The following is a 16,085-nucleotide window of genomic DNA, read 5'->3' as shown; positions in this document are numbered from 1 at the left end:
TATGCAAGTTTTGCGGAAATATAGTTTACGGCTTCTTATGGTGCTTGCGGGTATCGTAGCTGGCTTCCAGGCGACATTTGCCGGGGGCGGAGGAGGACAGGTAAAGGCGCTGGCCGTACTGGATGGCTCCCGTCACCAGATCCAGAAGGATTCCACCATTACGGTGCAGGATTCGGCCTTTTATAATCCCGCCTACGCCGGACTGCTCAGCAGCTCATATACCGTGCAGAACCAGGTGACGGTGATGATCAACGAGGCCTCGACCCGATATATGCCTTCGAAGTTCAGCGTGACAGTCAAACTGCACATATCCTGGGACTCGGCAGGCCATACCGATACGGTCAACCGGAGTTTCACGGTCAACTATGATTCTTCAGCCACGTATAACAGCCGCAGCAGCTTTGTATTTCAGGGAGCGCACCAGGTGACGGTAAAAGTGATCTCGGATTCGACGGACGCTACAGGATGGGACCCGACCTCGGTGTTGCTGGTTGAGAACCAGCTGACCGCCTGGCCGGTATTTGCGTTCAATTGCAAGGCCACGATCGGCAATATAACGATCAGTCCATCGGGAGATACCACAGCCGACGAGCTGCCCGTCAGCTGGAATGCCATTGTCGGGGCAGACCAGTATGATCTGGAGTGGACCTATATCGACAGCTCGGCGCTTCGGGACGGGAGATATAATATTAACCGCAATACTACCCAGCCCCTGGATTTGGGTTTGATCTTTAAAAATAACGCGACGCGCGTTACTACCACCGGTACTTCTTATAGGATCCCGCTGATCTATGACGATTCGGGGACAGTTTTTGTGCGCGTCCGGCCGACACAGCTGGGTGCTGCCGGGTCCGTGACTGCGGCTATCTGGAGCTCGGAGGCGGGCACGCCGGTCGTAGGACGCTATACCTATACCGGGCACGAGCGGCCGCTGAACTGGCAGTCGAATATCAGCTATGCGGAAGAAGGGAAGAGAAAGGTCGTCCTGCAGTATTTTGACGGAAGCCTGCGCAGCCGTCAGACCGTCACCAAAGACAATTCAACCAACACGACCGTCGTTGCCGAGACCTACTACGACTATCAGGGCAGACCGGCTCTTCAGGTGATGCCGGCGCCGACGCTGAACACGATCATTAAATATACGGCAGGCTTTAACCAGGGCTATAATTCTGCGGAATACAACCAGGCCAATTTTGATACGGTGACGTCGACGCAGACTATCTGCGACGCGCGCGCCGATTCGATGGTCAACACCGCGGGCGCCAGCATGTACTATTCGCCCCAAAACCCCCAGGCCAATATCGGTCTGAACCAGTTCATCCCCGACGCGGAGGACTATCCCTTTACACAGACCGAGTATATGCCCGACAATACGGGACGGATCAGCCGTCAGGGAGGTGTAGGCAAGAATCACCAGCTGGGTACGGGGCACGAGACAAAATATTATTACGGCACCCCCGACCAGAACGAGCTGGACGCGCTTTTCGGGACCGAGGTGGGGGACAAGTCGCACTACTTCAAGAACATGGTCCGCGACGCCAACGGCCAGTACAGCGTCAGCTATGTCGATATGCACGGCAGAACGATCGCTACGGCGCTGGCCGGCGCGGCGCCGGCGGGCATGTCGCCCCTGGCTTCGAACAATACGAAGTCTGTTACCGAGACGCTGGCCGATCCTTCGACGGCATCCATCCAGGACCAGAGCATGGTCAGCCAGAAGAGTCTGCTGGTTTCGAAGGCGGATACCTTTAGTTTTCACTATAGCCTTCTTCCGGATAGTCTGAAGGAACTGAATTGCAATCAGCAGGCCATTTGCTATACCTGCCGCTACGATCTGGACATCACGATCACGGACAACTGCAACAACAGCACCTGGGGAGGCCAGGCCTATACACAGTCCAGGCATAATTTCTCGCTGGCTACGCTGGCGAATTCCTGCCAGGACACGGCCATTGACTTTAGTTTTCAGGTGCCGTTGCCGGAAGGCAGCTATCTGATCACGAAAAAGCTGACCGTCAATAAAGACGCCTATAATTTTTACCGGGACAGCATCTATCTCCCGAATAACACCTGTACCTCGTTGACCCAGTTCATCCAGCAGCAGAAGTCCGTTATTGCAAGCAAGACGGGTCAGTGTTCTCCGGACTGTGCGTCCTGTCAGGCCAGCGTCGGTGACTGGCCGACCTTCCTGGCAAATTACAACAAGTCGATCGGGCTGTCCGCTGGTGACACCACCTATCAGCAGGAGGCCAACTCCGCCTGGCAGAACGCCATGTCGGCCTGTGCGGCCCTGTGTCAGACGACGACGGCCTATAATGATATCCGCAGCGCGATGCTGCAGGATATGACGCCGCCCTACGGGCAGTACGCGGATACGCTGAAGGCTATCGACGCCGACCAGTATTCGATCTTTTATTTCAAGAGGGACGACACATCTTTTGCCTCGCCGTTCCAGCGGCCGTCGATCCGATATACCGACGTCAATGGAAAGCCCGACAGCGTCTACAATCTCGAGTCGGGTCTGATGGTCACGCCGAATACTTTGTCGCGTGCGCAGTTCGTGGCGAATTTCCGCGCTTCCTGGGCCGATTCGCTGCTGCTCTACCATCCGGAATACTGCCGTCTGCTGGTGCTGCAGAACAACAACCTGAGCCTGCAATGGGACAGGAAGGCGGAGTCGATCGACACCTATGCCGACGCGTCTGCTGCCGGGTTTATGAACCCGCTGACCAGTTCGAACCCCGACCCGCTGGCGACGTCCAATTCCACATATAGATCGAAGATCACCGATGCGCTGAACGTCTATACGACCGTACAGGGTGCTCAGATGAGCATGTGGGGCCTTGCGCTGGCGATAGTAAAGAGCGATTCGGGGGACAAGGCGAGCTTCGAGAAATTTAAGAATCCGCTGGATCCGAGTCTCGCCGCGGCGATGTGCCCCGGTGACCTGGACATGGCCTGGAGACATTTCCGGGAACTCTACCAGGCGCGGAAACAGCAGCTCTTCTCCGATCTTTTGCTGGCAAATCCTTCGGGCTGTCACCCGCTGAATACCTGGGCCAATCCCGCTTTACCCCAGGTCAGCTACCTGCAGTCTCACCAGCACCAGTCCGAGTTTTCCGACGTGAGCTCGACCATCAAGGGGCAGACCTCTCTGCAGGACTACGTCGATGCGGGGCAGAGCCCGACTGCGGCCTTCAATCAGCAGGCGAGGCTGCGGGATTCGCTGGCGCAATACTTCGACCAGAACGTCTCTTCGTATGCCATACAGTGGTATAGGCAGTTGACCGCTTGTACGCTGTATACGGATACCGTGGATTTAAAGAATACCCTGATCGGCGGTCTTAAAACGCTGTGCCGTCAGGCCTGCGACGCCGACCATCCCTATGGCGCGAGCTCCCTGCCAGGTACAACGACGATTCCCGTCAACGGCCACAATGTCAACAATTTCCAGCAGATCATCACCAACTATAACCTCTCGAAGGGCATCACTGATGCGGTGCATTGTAACGCGGAGCTGATCACTTCGCCGCTGCCTTATGATAATCAGCCGGTGTATAGCCTGAAGCCCGTTTATGGCAGGCCTTCGGACTGCGAGTGCAGTATGATCAATGATCTTTACAACAGGTATCTGCTGGCCGGCCACGGCGACGCCAATTTCGCCGCTTACCTGTCCCGGACGCAGCAGATCACGCTGACCCAGGGCCAGCTGGACACGCTGCGGACGATGTGCAGCAATACGACGAATACGCTGAGCTGTCGGAATTTGTCGAAGCCGATCTATTTGCCGCCGGCGATGCAGTGTCACACGGGCCAGACCTGTTCCTCTTGTCACACGATCGACTCCCTGTATTCGGCGTTCCAGGTACAGTATCCGGGCATCGTGCCGTCCGATTCGTCGGATTCGGATACGGCCCAGGCAACGAAGAATGTGCTGTTCCAGAACTTCATGAACAACCGGCTGGGCTATAGCCTTCAGGCCTGGCAGTATATGCAGTTCATGGATACCTGCAAGGCGCATCCGGAGGATACCGCGGTGGCGAAGAACTGTCTTGGAAAGACGGTCGCCGAGCTGTTCAATTCCGGCGCACAGGATACCATGTTTAGTATTGTGAGTACGCCTGACGGTGGGTACGTGCTTGCCGGCATGAGGCGAACGTCCTCAGACTGGTATTCGAGCGCATACCTGATCCGCTACAATGCGGCAGGTTCTGTTCAGTGGAAGAAGTCATACGTGGGAAGTCAGGAGTCAAACTTTTATAAGGTCCGCCGGACATCGGATAATGGCTATGTGGCCGTGGGTGTTGCTTATTATGACGGAACCGGTATTAACCATGATTCCACAGGTAAAGTGTTTGTCGTGCGGGTTGACGCAGCGGGCAATACACTATGGCAAAAGTCATTCGGTTTTGGAAGTGTAAGAGGTGAATTGGCAGTCGACATTATTCAGACTCGCGATGGGGGATATGCTATTGTTGGAGATCACGATATCGACCAGGACCATGTTGGCCCCGCAACGATTCTTGCCTTAAAGCTGGATGCATCGGGGAACCTGAGCTGGGCAAAAGGTATGGCGGTACCGGGACTACCGATGGGAATGACGGATATGGGATACTAGAGAGCGCAGTTGGCGACACCCTATACATAGTTGGGCGTCAAAATGCCACCAGCAATGGCGTTCAGGGCGTATTTATGAAACTCAGGCAGTCTACCGGCGACTTTTTCAACTCGAGGATTGTGAAGGACCCGAGCGAAGGGTTGCAATTGATCACTGTGGAATCGACGGGCAATGGATTTAAATTCTATAGCTATGTAAGTGATAACGGGCGAGGAAAAAACAATGGAAGAATTGGAGTTCTGACAATGTCGACATCGGGTGTTATCACCAGCGCTACACGATTTAACCTCCCCCGGGGAATGCATCAAATGGTGCGGTAAGCACGATTGCTGCCAGGTCCACTTTCGACGGCGGCTGGCTGATAGGGGAGACGGCCCCTGCGGGTCCAAATATCTATTGGGTAAGACTGAACGCGTCCGGCAATAAGGTTTCGTCAAGGATGACCTACCTGCCCGGAACCCAAACTATCGGCGCGATTATCCAAAACCCCGACAGCAGCTTTACCGCACTGGGGACCGACAATGGATCGGCCATGTTGCTGAACCTTGACACAGCCGGATCGGTTGGTTGTAAGGACAGCGCAGCCAATGTGACCGTATCGTTTCCCTCTCTCACAGTCGACACACTTGCGCAGCCAAACTCCTCAATAGTCTTCACCAATTTCGGTGCCACCCTCACGGAAGTAAACATCAATATTGATACTACACTGATCACCTGTCCCGGCGCCGGCAATTGTTATGTAACGGATAATACCCACATGCTCTGCGGCAAAGCCGTGCCGCTGCTGGCTCCGGTGCTGGATAGTACGACCAGTTGTTCAGACAGTCTTGTTTTTGCGGTTAGTTCGGGGACGTCGTTGTTTACTAATTACAGCGACTCGCTGACGGGGGATTTTGAGCAACGGTATCTGGATAAATGTATGCAGGCGTATAAGCACGAGACGTTTACGGTTACGCACAAAGAGAGCGAATATCACTATACCCTCTACTACTACGACCAGGCCGGCAACCTCCTCAAAACCGTCCCCCCGCCGGCGTCCAGCAAAACACCGACAGCACCTGGCTGAGCCAGGTCCGGGCGGCCCGTGCTTTCCATACGTCGAAGGTGCCGAGCCATAAGATGGTCACGAACTACCGGTATAATACCCTGAATCAGGTCGCGGCGCAGGAGACGCCGGATGGGGGTGCTTCGAATTTCTGGTATGATCGGCTGGGCAGGCTGGCGGTATCGCAGAATGCCCGACAAAACCAGGGAATCAGTATAGTTATACCCAATATGACACAATCGGCAGGATTACACAAGTGGGTCAGTTGACCAGCACGGCCAGTATGGTGGATGATACCAGCCGGGTAGAGGCTTCGCTGCTCCGGTGGGAGAACAATGCGGCGTCCACGGCGGAGCAGATCACGGCAACCAACTACGATCTTCCATGGTTCACGATCCAGCCTTATATCGGCCAGCGGAACGTGCGTAACCGGATTTCGTGGACGGGTCTGTACAATAAAGCTGCGGATCTGGCAGCGGGTGGATTGAATGTCGCCGCAGCTTCCTATTTCAGCTACGATATTATGGGGAATGCCGACACGTTGGTTCAAGATTTTGGCAATGCTTCTGCTGTCGCCAATTCTATGAACACCACTAATAACCGGTTTAAGAAAATCGTCTATGATTTTGATCTGGTCAACGGGAAGGTAAACAAAGTAGCCTATCAAACGGGTCGCGCTGACGCGTTCTATCATTCCTATCTGTATGATGCGGAGAATAGGATCACAAATGTGCAGAGCAGCACAGATAGTGTCAACTGGGACAATGATGCATTCTATAGTTATTACGCGCATGGGCCTTTGGCAAGAATTGTGTTGGGTCAGCAGCAGGTTCAGGGGGTTAATTATGCTTATACGCTGCAAGGATGGTTAAAAGCGTTCAATCCGACGCCGTATACCGGAGGAGGATTTACCCTGAGGCCGGATAGTGCTGGAAATGTGGTGGCCAATAATGCGTATAGTCTGTTGTTGAATTATTTCGACGGGGATTATAAGCCGGCGAGCGCCACCGCCGGGCCGGACAATGGCGTGAGCGCCGCACTCGGCGGGACCACTGGCAGTTACAGGCCCCTTTACAATGGCAACATCAGCAGCATGGGTGTTCGCATTGGTAAGCTGAATGATGCCTTGTTATACAATTATCAGTATGACCAGCTGAACCGTCTGGTCCATATGGATGCATGGCGGAACACGGCCAGCACCTGGAGCGCGCTGAGTCCGACTGTGAGCTATAGGGAGAACATCAGCTATGATCCCAATGGGAACATCATGACGTATCTGCGTAATGCTGACAGCAGTGCGAAGGGAGTTGTGATGGATAGTCTGCATTATGTCTACTCAACCGGAACAAATAAACTTGACTATATCGCTGATAGTGTGGCAGCCGCCCGATATTCGGGTGACATTGATAACCAGGCAGCGGAGAACTACAAATACGATTCCATTGGCGAACTCGTTTCCGATGCAGCTTCGAATATCACCAATATAGCCTGGACCGTCTATGGCAAGATAGATAGCATTACGAAGTCGGGAGATACGGTTATTAAGTATACCTATGATGCTGGCGGAAACCGGATTAGTAAGACGCTAAAGCATGCCGGGAACAGTGAGACTACCTGGTATGTTCGCGATGCGCAAGGAAACTTGATAAGTGTTTACACTAGTGGGGACGCACTGACGAACGGCGGCAACTTGGCCCAGACTGAGCTGCATGTTTATGGTAGCTCGCGTCTCGGCATGTGGAGAAGAATGGTGGATGTTCATTCCCTCTCCAACAATCCGGTGAATCCCTATCCGTTATCGGGCGATAGTGTTATCTTTAGCCGGGGAAATAAGCTCTTTGAATTGACGAATCATCTGGGGAATGTGCTGGTTACTATCAGTGATAAGCGGTTTGGCGTGAAAGGTGGGGATAGCACCGTGGCATATTTTAATCCGGAGGTGGTGAATGCGAATGATTACTATCCGTTTGGGTCGCTGGAGACGAATAGGTCTTATAAGGGATCTGGCGCAGGGAGATACAGGTATGGGTTTAACGGGAAGGAGAATGATGATGATGTGAAGGGAGACGGCGATCAGGTGGATTATGGAATGCGGGCGTACGATTCGCGGGTGGGCAGGTTCCTGAGTGTGGACCCTCTGCAGAAAAAATATGCCTTTTATACTCCTTACCAGTTCGCTGGAAATAAGCCGATCTGGGCTGTAGATTTGGATGGACTTGAAGAGTCTGAATATACCGCGCGGTGGAATAAAAATACGGGAAAACTTGAATTTAAATTAGATCGAGTTGTTGACCAGAAATCTTGCTTGGGTATTAAATACAAGCCCAGCGAAGAAATCATTGTAAGATTTAAAAAATCAGACGGTGACGTAACGACATTCACTTTTACTCCTCAGGGTCATTTAGTCAGAAATGGAGGAATGGGCGAACGTGTTAATAAGATTTCTGAATTCGAATCGTTTAAGACGGCCAATGCAGATAAACTATTTGCGAATGAGAAAGACGCCAAACTGGCGTTTGATGGTATAGATTTTGGCGGTTTTTATAGCGAAGGAACACTTGCTCTTAATTTTATAGGAAACATTTGCAGAGATTTTCACGATCATGGAGGCGCCTATACTTTGAACGCCAACTTCAGAGTGAACAGCCAGGTTACTGCTGCACATACTGGAGAAGAAGAAGCGCCACAATCCAATACCGCTGCGGAGACTAGCGACCCTAACTGGAAAGCGAAAATTGTAGGCACAGCACAAAAAACAGGCCCAGGTCACCAGTTTGCAAGCTATAGAGAAGCTATAACTGCCGCGAAAAGGCCCGATGTTGCTAAGGTGTACCTTGATTTGGGCTATAACAGAGTTGCAGAACTTGCCCCTAGAACTATTTCTCCAAATAGACGGCCAGATGTATCAATTGTTTTAATTACAGGCCCAATTAATGTTACAGAAGTACAATCAGCATCAGATGATCCTAACTTTTTACTTTCGAGAAATCAGCAGGCACAAAGCCAATTGCCTCCTGATAAACAAGGAAATATTAAAATAATTCTGCCAACAAAAGCTACAAAGAAGTAACCGAAATGCGAACAAATATTGCAAATTGCATAGCATCATACAGTCTTAATACCCAGGACGCGAATTTTAGTGATTGGGTGTCCAAGTTGTTGGATATTGGACGAATCCTAAACGTAAATTTTAATTTCATAGCAATTAATGGAAAGGGATATCCTAGAAAGATTGTTCCCTATGAAAAAGGAGAGAACTTATTAAGCAAGAAAGATTATGCAGGGGTTGATGGAATTTCCTTAGTTGCCAGTCCCGTGGATTCGAATGAGCCGGCTTACGACTGGTTTGTTTATGTACACTACCTTGTCAATGAATTTGGCCGTGAGCTGATTTTTTGCGTTGATGATAACGTAATTCAATTTAATTCGGAAGGCTTCAAAAACTTGATAATTGAGTTGTCATTATTTGGAGACTTTGATTATGGAATAAGTTACCGTCGAGAATATGCGAACGGGCCGGAAATATATTCTCGGGGCGGCATAAAGGAATCCATCGACAATCCGTTAAGTAAAGCTGAAAAAGACGCGATCACTAAATGGCTTCATGACAGTTACAATCGCAAAAGCTTTAAAGAAGGCATACTTAGAGATGTCTACCCATATAATTTATTGAGTTCCGGGTATTTGAATAAATTCATAAACTCTCTAACGCTTCGGCAATGGATAGTTGAGAATGAAGGGCATGGTAAATTATATCCACTGTCTGAAAGATTTGAACTTTGGGAGGTTCCTTATGACAGTTTAATGCAAATTCGACAGGAGCTAAATATGCGTGGCATTTTGCTTTGTTATGTTGAGGGGGTAAGCCCCACTTTATAATATATAAGGCGGCCTACAACATTCAATAATTATCAGCATACGGTGCTGAGGTCGTACAATTGAAGGATCGTTCTGGTCCTGATAAAATTTAGGGACCATCAACCATTTTTATGACATCAACCTGCCGGCCTTTGAAGTGCTCGCCATACATGAAAGTGGACAATTGCAGGAATCCGATGAGGGTTTTTCTTGCAAACCGGAGCTTCAAAAAAGTTTGAAGGACCATGGGTACAAGAACCGAGACTCTGATATAGTAAGTGCCGTTAAGAGGATATGACTCATGAAAAGGGAGAGAGCATGACAGCTTTTTGCTTAGACTGTGGTGATTGAAGACTTTCAAATACCGAGACCCATATGCGATATTTTCTTATCCTATTTTCAGCCCTTGCGATTTCCAACGCTACCTCGGCCCAGTACACCTACGCCATCAAAGCCGACAGCACCAAACTGACTGGCTGCGACAGTAATGAACTAATCATCGAAAACCACACTCAGGCCGTACCCGGTTTTTTATTTAACACCGGACAGGGCCGGACGATTTTCAAAAGAGGACTGGCAAAGGTCAACGATTCATTATACCTGATCGGAGCGGACAGCCTCAGGATGCCGAGGGCATGGGTGCAGGGCGGAAACAGATTTGGGGCCACAGGCGTATTGGGGACGCTGGACAATAACCACCTTGATTTGTATTCGAACGGAGCCTTTCGCGGTCGCCTGACTAACTCAGGCAATTTATTGCTGGGAACCGCGGCGGACAATGGCGCAAGGTTTCAGGCTATCGGTTCGGGCTATGTTGGACTGCCGAATTTTAACCAGTCTTTTACGGTCAGGGCGAACGGCGCAAATATGTGGGACAGAGGCGCTGACTTTAATTTTGCCGATTCGGACGGCGTCTCTCATAGCTTTGGTCTTAAAATAGCCGCGTATAACGCTGGCGGCGGGACCAACCGGATAGTGAAAATTTTCCAGTACAATTGCTCGGAGGCCGCGCTTACCGGTGGCACCTGGACATTTGACAACGACGTTTTCGCCAACGGCCAAGCTGCTCGGCGGCAATAACGACGACTTTAACTTCCGCCTTCTTTCCAATAATGGGGTCTCGCATCCTGCCCATACAGGGATGAAATTTTATGCAAACAACTTCGGGGCAATTCCCATAATGTCACTGATGCAGGATGGCACGGTAGGAATAGGGACCGCTAGTCCTGCCGCCCAGCTGCATACGACGGGCAGCGTCCGGTTTGCCGGGCTGACAAACGACAATACCCAGACCCGGGTACTGGTCAGCGACGCCAATGGCAATCTCTTTTACCGGGTGCTGAATACCTGGGCAGTAAATTCCGCGTTTGATGGCCAGATCACGGCAAAGAATATAAGGCTGGCGCCTTCATCCGGCTGGCCCGACTATGTCTTCGCCCGGAAGTACCCCCTTCGGTCCCTTGACGACCTGGAAAAATACATCGACGAGAATAACCATCTTCCGGACATGCGCTCAGCCGAAGAGGTGGAAAAGAAAGGCATCGACGTCGGCGAAACGCAGGCCGCCCTGCTGAAGAGAATAGAAGAGCTAACCCTGTACATTATTCAACAAAATAAGACGCTGAAGGATCAGCAGCAACAGATAGACGAACTGAAGGCCCGGATTCCATCAACCTGCTCTCACTAGGCGACCATATATTGCCGTTTATCGGTTGGATTGTAACGATTGAGGGTCAAGGCCTCCGGAGGCCGCAAAATATGCCTATAAACCTTATCTTGCGGCATGGAGATATCGGAATATTCCTACGTGGTCGTCGGCAGCGGGCTAGCCGGAGCCGTCATCGCGGAGCGTATTGCCAGTCAAACAGGCCAGCCGGTCCTCGTCATCGAAAAGCGGAGCCATATCGGCGGCAACTGCTATTCCACCAACGACCGCGAAACCGGCATCGAATACCACGCCTACGGAACCCATATCTTCCACACCTCGGATGAAAAGGTCTGGGACTATGTCCGCCGGTTCACGTCTTTCAACAACTACCAGCACCGGGTCCTGAGCTCCCACCAGGGCAAGATCTACCAGTTTCCGATCAACCTCGAAACCATCAACCATTTTTACGGAGTCAACCTCAAGCCCTTTGAGGTCGAAGGTTTTATGGCCGGAGTACGCGACCCGTCGATCACCGACCCGGCCAACTTCGAGGAGAAGGCACTATCCCTGATCGGACGCGACCTCTACGAGGCATTCTTCAAACACTACACCATCAAACAGTGGCAGGTCGACCCAAAGACCCTGCCCGCCTCCATTTTCAACCGCCTCCCATTCCGCAACAACTACGTCGACAACTACTTTTTCGACAAATGGCAGGGGATACCCGAAAAAGGATATACCCGACTATTTGAGCATCTGCTGGCGGACAAAAAGATCAAAGTCCTCCTGAACACCGACTTTTTCTCTCTCAGAGACCGGATCAGAAAGGACGCCTGTCTCATCTACAGCGGACCGATCGACCGCTACTTCGACTATAAATATGGTAAGCTCAGCTGGAGGACCCTCCGGTTCGAGCAGGAGACCCTCGCCATGGAAGACTACCAGGGTAACTCCGTAGTCAACTATCCCGGACCGGACACGCCCTTCACCCGCATACACGAACCCCGGCATTTGCACCCCGAACGGGAATTTACCAAAGAAAAGACCATCATATTCCGCGAGTATTCCCTCCACGACCAGGGAGACAACCCCTACTATCCCATCGCCTCCGCCGAGAACCAGCGGCTGCTGGCACTCTATCAGCACGAGGCCATCCGGCTGTCCAATGTGTTTATCACCGGCCGCCTGGGAGACTATAAGTACTACGACATGCACCATACCATCGCCCGCTCACTCGAGATTTTTGAAACCGGCGTTTTGCCCCTAATCACGGCTAACCATGCAGTATAAGGCACCGGAGCTGGCCGTCGTCATTCCGGTCTATAACGAGGAGAAAAACCTTCCGGCTCTCCTCAGAGACTGGCAGACAACCCTCAAAAGCATCGGCGCCGACTACACGATCATCCTCATCGACGACGGCTCCAAAGACGGCAGCCAAAGGCTTCTAAAAGACATGCAGGCCCAGGACCCCCGGCTCGACGTCCACTCCCAGTCCAATGCCGGCCACGGCCCGGCCATTCTAAATGGATACCGCCTCGGCCTCCAGGCGCAATGGGTTTTTCAGATCGACTCCGACCACCAGCTGGCGACGGAAGCCTTTACGAACCTCTGGAACAACAGAGGAGCATACGACCTGCTCATCGGCCAGCGACGGGAAAAGAACGCGTCGGCAACCCGCCAGATCGTAAGCCGCCTGTCCACCCTCATGGTGCGCATACTGGTTGGCGGCAGCGTCCGCGACGTCAACAGCCCCTACCGCCTGATGCGCGCGGCGGCCTTAAAAACAGCGCTGGAGAAGATACCGACCGATAGTTTTGCCCCCAATGTGCTGATCACGTCCTGGTTCGTGCGAAAAAAATACCGGATCTTTACCACCGTCGTAGAGAATAGGGGAGAAGGACAGCGCACCAGCAAAATGAGCGCCTATTTCCTCCGGGGCGTACTGCGGTCCAGCCTCCAGACCATCTTATTCCGCCTAAAATGATGAATAAAAAAGACTATGGCCTTTGGTTCCTGCTGGGTGCATCCATTCTGATGAGCCTGCCATACGCTCCCCCTTTTACTTTCATTATAGACGATATAGAGTTCTTCCGGTACACGGGCATGGCCATCCTGAAAGGACAGGTTCCCTACCGCGATTTCTTCGATCACAAACCGCCGATGATCTATTTCATCAACGCGGCGGGGCAGGCCCTCGGCGGCTGGTGGGGACTCTGGCTGATCAGCACCCTGTTCGCCCTGGTCATCACCTGGCTTTTTTACCGCCTTTGCCGGCAGTACCGGCTAACCTTTCCCTGGGTGCTGCCCCTGCTGTTCAACCTGATGATCCGGGACAACCTCGTCAGCGAAGGGATGCACTATACAAGAGAGTACTCGACTTTCTTCGTCATGCTCTTTTTTATCGCCCTGATGGGCAAGAGCAAATACCGGTATTTTTTGATCGGCCTGTTTGCCGCCCTGACGTTCTTTACACAGCAGGACCAGATCCTGTTACTGATACCCTTTCTCTTGTACGCGGTCATCAGCAACGATGAGCTGACTTTCTTCACTCGCTGCCTCCAAACCGCCGCAGGCTTTCTGTCCGTCACAGCCCTGCTGATCCTCTATTTCGCGATCAACCACTCCCTCTCCTGGTTCTGGAACGACTCCTTCGCCTTCAACTTCACCGTCTACATCCACGAAAAAAAATCCATCGGCGACCATTTCCGCACCATCAAAAGAGTCCTCGACAAGGGTAACTACGAACTACCCGTCATGGTCGCCATATCACTCGGGATCACCTCCCTCTTCGTCCAAAACAAAAAAAGACCCTCGTCGCCCTCACCCTGCTTTCCATAGTCCTCTCGATGAGCTCCGAACTAATGGGCGGCAGGCGAAAAGGCGGCGAGATCCCCCAGGACCTTACCGGATATTTCCTGCCGGTTACTGCCGCCGTCTGCATGGTCCTGTTCGTGGTGTTTGCCTTCACCGAAGACCGGCTGATCACCGACAAAAAGGCGCAGCTTTCCTACACCCTCCTGCTTTGCACAAGCCTTGTTTATACCAACCTGCAACACGGCACCCACCTGCCGAGACGCAACGACCTGCAGGAAGTCCGCTACGCCGAGCTCGCATACCTGCGCAACCAGCATGTCGGCGACTATCAGTTGTTCATCATGCTCGACGACGCCTATGGATATTACTACAACGAACTAAAGGTTCTTTCTCCGACGCCCTGGCTCTACCAGCAATTCTGGGTATGGTACGACAACTGGGATCCCGACCAGCGGAAACTACAGGGTATCGCACAGGACCTCCAGCGGCACCGGACCAAATACCTGCTGATGAATCCCGCCGACCTCGGACTCATGCGCAACCGCACAAGCGCCGCCTGGTGGCTGTCCTTTGTCCACGAACACTATGAACCGGTACCCGTGCCCGGAAAAACCTACACCACACTCTGGCAACTGAAAAACACGCCGTGAACCGTCGTCTACCATACGATTCCCGACCGTCGAATGAGCCAACGCCCCGGGGCTCGTCGACCTGGCTTGTGTCCCTCGGGCCGTCTACCGGAACCATACTCCCCGGATTATTGCTCGTTCTGGCGGTCAGCATATTCCTCAGCTGGCTATTCTGCCCCATCTACGACCTGGGCATATCCGATAAAGAGATCTTCAAGTACTGCGGCTGGGCCATCACCCGCGGACTAGTTCCCTACAGGGATTTTTTGACCACAAGCCGCCGTTGATCTTTTTTATCTATGCCGCGGGGCTCAGCCTCGGAGGGACCTGGGGACTCTGGATACTCAATACGATGCTCGCCTTATTCACAACTGGCTGGCTCTACCTCTGCGCGCGGAGATACAAACTCCCCTTCCCCTGGCTGCTGCCGATACTGTTCAATTTAATGCTCCGGGACTTTATCCTCAACGAGGGCAACAATATGACGAGGGAGTACACGGCATTATTTTATGTTCTGTTCTTTTGTACGCTCCTGTCCGGCTCGCCCGGCGGCGGCGAACCGCGCTCAACCCGCCGTGAACCACGCCGCACCCGCGATTTCCTCCTCGGTCTTTTCTCCGCCCTCATCTTCTTCACCCAGCAGGACCAGATCCTCCCGCTCCTTCCATTTATCATTTACCTTTTTCTCTCCGAAGACAAGGCAAAATGGCCGAAAAAACTAATCTTCATGGCATCGGGCGCCCTAACGGTTACCCTACCAATCCTACTCTACTTCGGCCTCCACCACTCACTAACCGCATTCTGGGACCAGGCCTTCTTATTCAACCTCCATACCTACACCACGGAAAAGAAATCCATCGGAGACCATTTCCGCACGATCAAGCGGGTCCTGGACCAGGGGAACTACGAAATACCTTTTATGATCGCTCTATGTCTGGGCGGATTGTCACTGGCGGGAAAAAGCCGGAAGAAAGGACTGATCGCGGCCGCATTTACCGGGCTCCTGCTCACCCTCAGCCCCGAATTCATGGGCGGCCGGTTCAACGGCGAAGCAACGGCAATCGACTATCTCTATTATTTTCTGCCGCTTTCGGCCAGCGTAGTGGTACTGCTGTTTACCGTCGCGGCTTTTTCGGAGGATATAACCCCACGAAGACGGGCAGTCTGGCTGCCGCTTGCCATTCTGTTGTGCTGCAGCCTGAGCTATACCGCAATTCAGCACGCTACCCATCTCGGCCGCCGCGACCAGGACCGCGTCATCGCCTCGCCCGAAATGAACTACCTGAGAGCCCACCGGCCCGGGGACTACCAACTGTTTGTTATCGATACCGAGGACTATATCGCGGCTTATGACGAGTTCAGGATCCTCGCCCCTTCGCGCTGGATCTATCAGCATTTCTGGATGTGGTACGCCAACTGGGACACGACAGGAGAGCAAATGCGGTCGATTACCAGCGACCTTCTACGGCATCA

General features: G+C 52.4%; 12 protein-coding genes. All 12 read left to right on the top strand.

The annotated features are described in order from the left end of the window. Nucleotides 1-37: 37 nt before the first annotated feature. Entirely contained in the window at nt 38-4,618 is a 4,581-nt protein-coding gene (locus tag ACQ86N_RS41175) for a hypothetical protein (RefSeq protein ID WP_431212107.1), read from the top strand. A gap of 439 nt (nt 4,619-5,057) precedes the next feature. Beyond that, a complete protein-coding gene (locus tag ACQ86N_RS41170) occupies nt 5,058-5,684 on the top strand; it encodes a hypothetical protein (protein WP_431212106.1) in 627 nt (208 codons plus the stop codon). 53 nt (nt 5,685-5,737) lie between these two features. Continuing rightward, nucleotides 5,738-5,932 (top strand): hypothetical protein, encoded by a 195-nt coding sequence (locus ACQ86N_RS41165; RefSeq protein ID WP_431212105.1) that lies wholly within the window; start codon nt 5,738-5,740, stop codon nt 5,930-5,932. Between the two features lie 14 nt (nt 5,933-5,946). Continuing rightward, entirely contained in the window at nt 5,947-8,733 is a 2,787-nt protein-coding gene (locus ACQ86N_RS41160; protein ID WP_431212104.1) for an RHS repeat domain-containing protein, read from the top strand. Between the two features lie 77 nt (nt 8,734-8,810). Continuing rightward, nucleotides 8,811-9,542, top strand: a complete 732-nt coding sequence (locus ACQ86N_RS41155) for a hypothetical protein (RefSeq protein WP_431212103.1) — start codon at nt 8,811-8,813, stop codon at nt 9,540-9,542. 354 nt (nt 9,543-9,896) lie between these two features. After that, nucleotides 9,897-10,601: a hypothetical protein gene (locus tag ACQ86N_RS41150; protein ID WP_431212102.1), complete on the top strand. Its 705-nt coding sequence runs from the start codon at nt 9,897-9,899 to the stop codon at nt 10,599-10,601. Continuing rightward, complete coding sequence (locus ACQ86N_RS41145; RefSeq protein WP_431212101.1) at nt 10,555-11,208, top strand: hypothetical protein; 654 nt, start codon at nt 10,555-10,557, stop codon at nt 11,206-11,208. Before ACQ86N_RS41150 ends, ACQ86N_RS41145 begins: the two co-directional genes overlap by 47 nt. A gap of 96 nt (nt 11,209-11,304) precedes the next feature. Continuing rightward, nucleotides 11,305-12,459 (top strand): UDP-galactopyranose mutase, encoded by a 1,155-nt coding sequence (glf, locus tag ACQ86N_RS41140; RefSeq protein WP_431212100.1) that lies wholly within the window; start codon nt 11,305-11,307, stop codon nt 12,457-12,459. Further along, entirely contained in the window at nt 12,449-13,153 is a 705-nt protein-coding gene (locus ACQ86N_RS41135) for a glycosyltransferase family 2 protein (protein ID WP_431212099.1), read from the top strand. The genes glf and ACQ86N_RS41135 overlap by 11 nt, the downstream gene beginning before the upstream one ends. Next, complete coding sequence (locus tag ACQ86N_RS41130; RefSeq protein WP_431212098.1) at nt 13,150-14,007, top strand: hypothetical protein; 858 nt, start codon at nt 13,150-13,152, stop codon at nt 14,005-14,007. The genes ACQ86N_RS41135 and ACQ86N_RS41130 overlap by 4 nt, the downstream gene beginning before the upstream one ends. An 8-nt stretch (nt 14,008-14,015) precedes the next feature. Continuing rightward, entirely contained in the window at nt 14,016-14,633 is a 618-nt protein-coding gene (locus ACQ86N_RS41125; protein WP_431212097.1) for a hypothetical protein, read from the top strand. Then, nucleotides 14,630-14,899, top strand: a complete 270-nt coding sequence (locus ACQ86N_RS41120; protein ID WP_431212096.1) for a hypothetical protein — start codon at nt 14,630-14,632, stop codon at nt 14,897-14,899. The genes ACQ86N_RS41125 and ACQ86N_RS41120 overlap by 4 nt, the downstream gene beginning before the upstream one ends. The last annotated feature ends 1,186 nt before the right edge of the window (nt 14,900-16,085 follow it).

It is taken from the genome of Puia sp. P3, assembly GCF_050632245.1.
Lineage (GTDB): Bacteria > Bacteroidota > Bacteroidia > Chitinophagales > Chitinophagaceae > Puia.
Note: the sequence above shows the minus strand (reverse complement) of the source record. Positions and strands in the feature narration are given on the sequence as shown.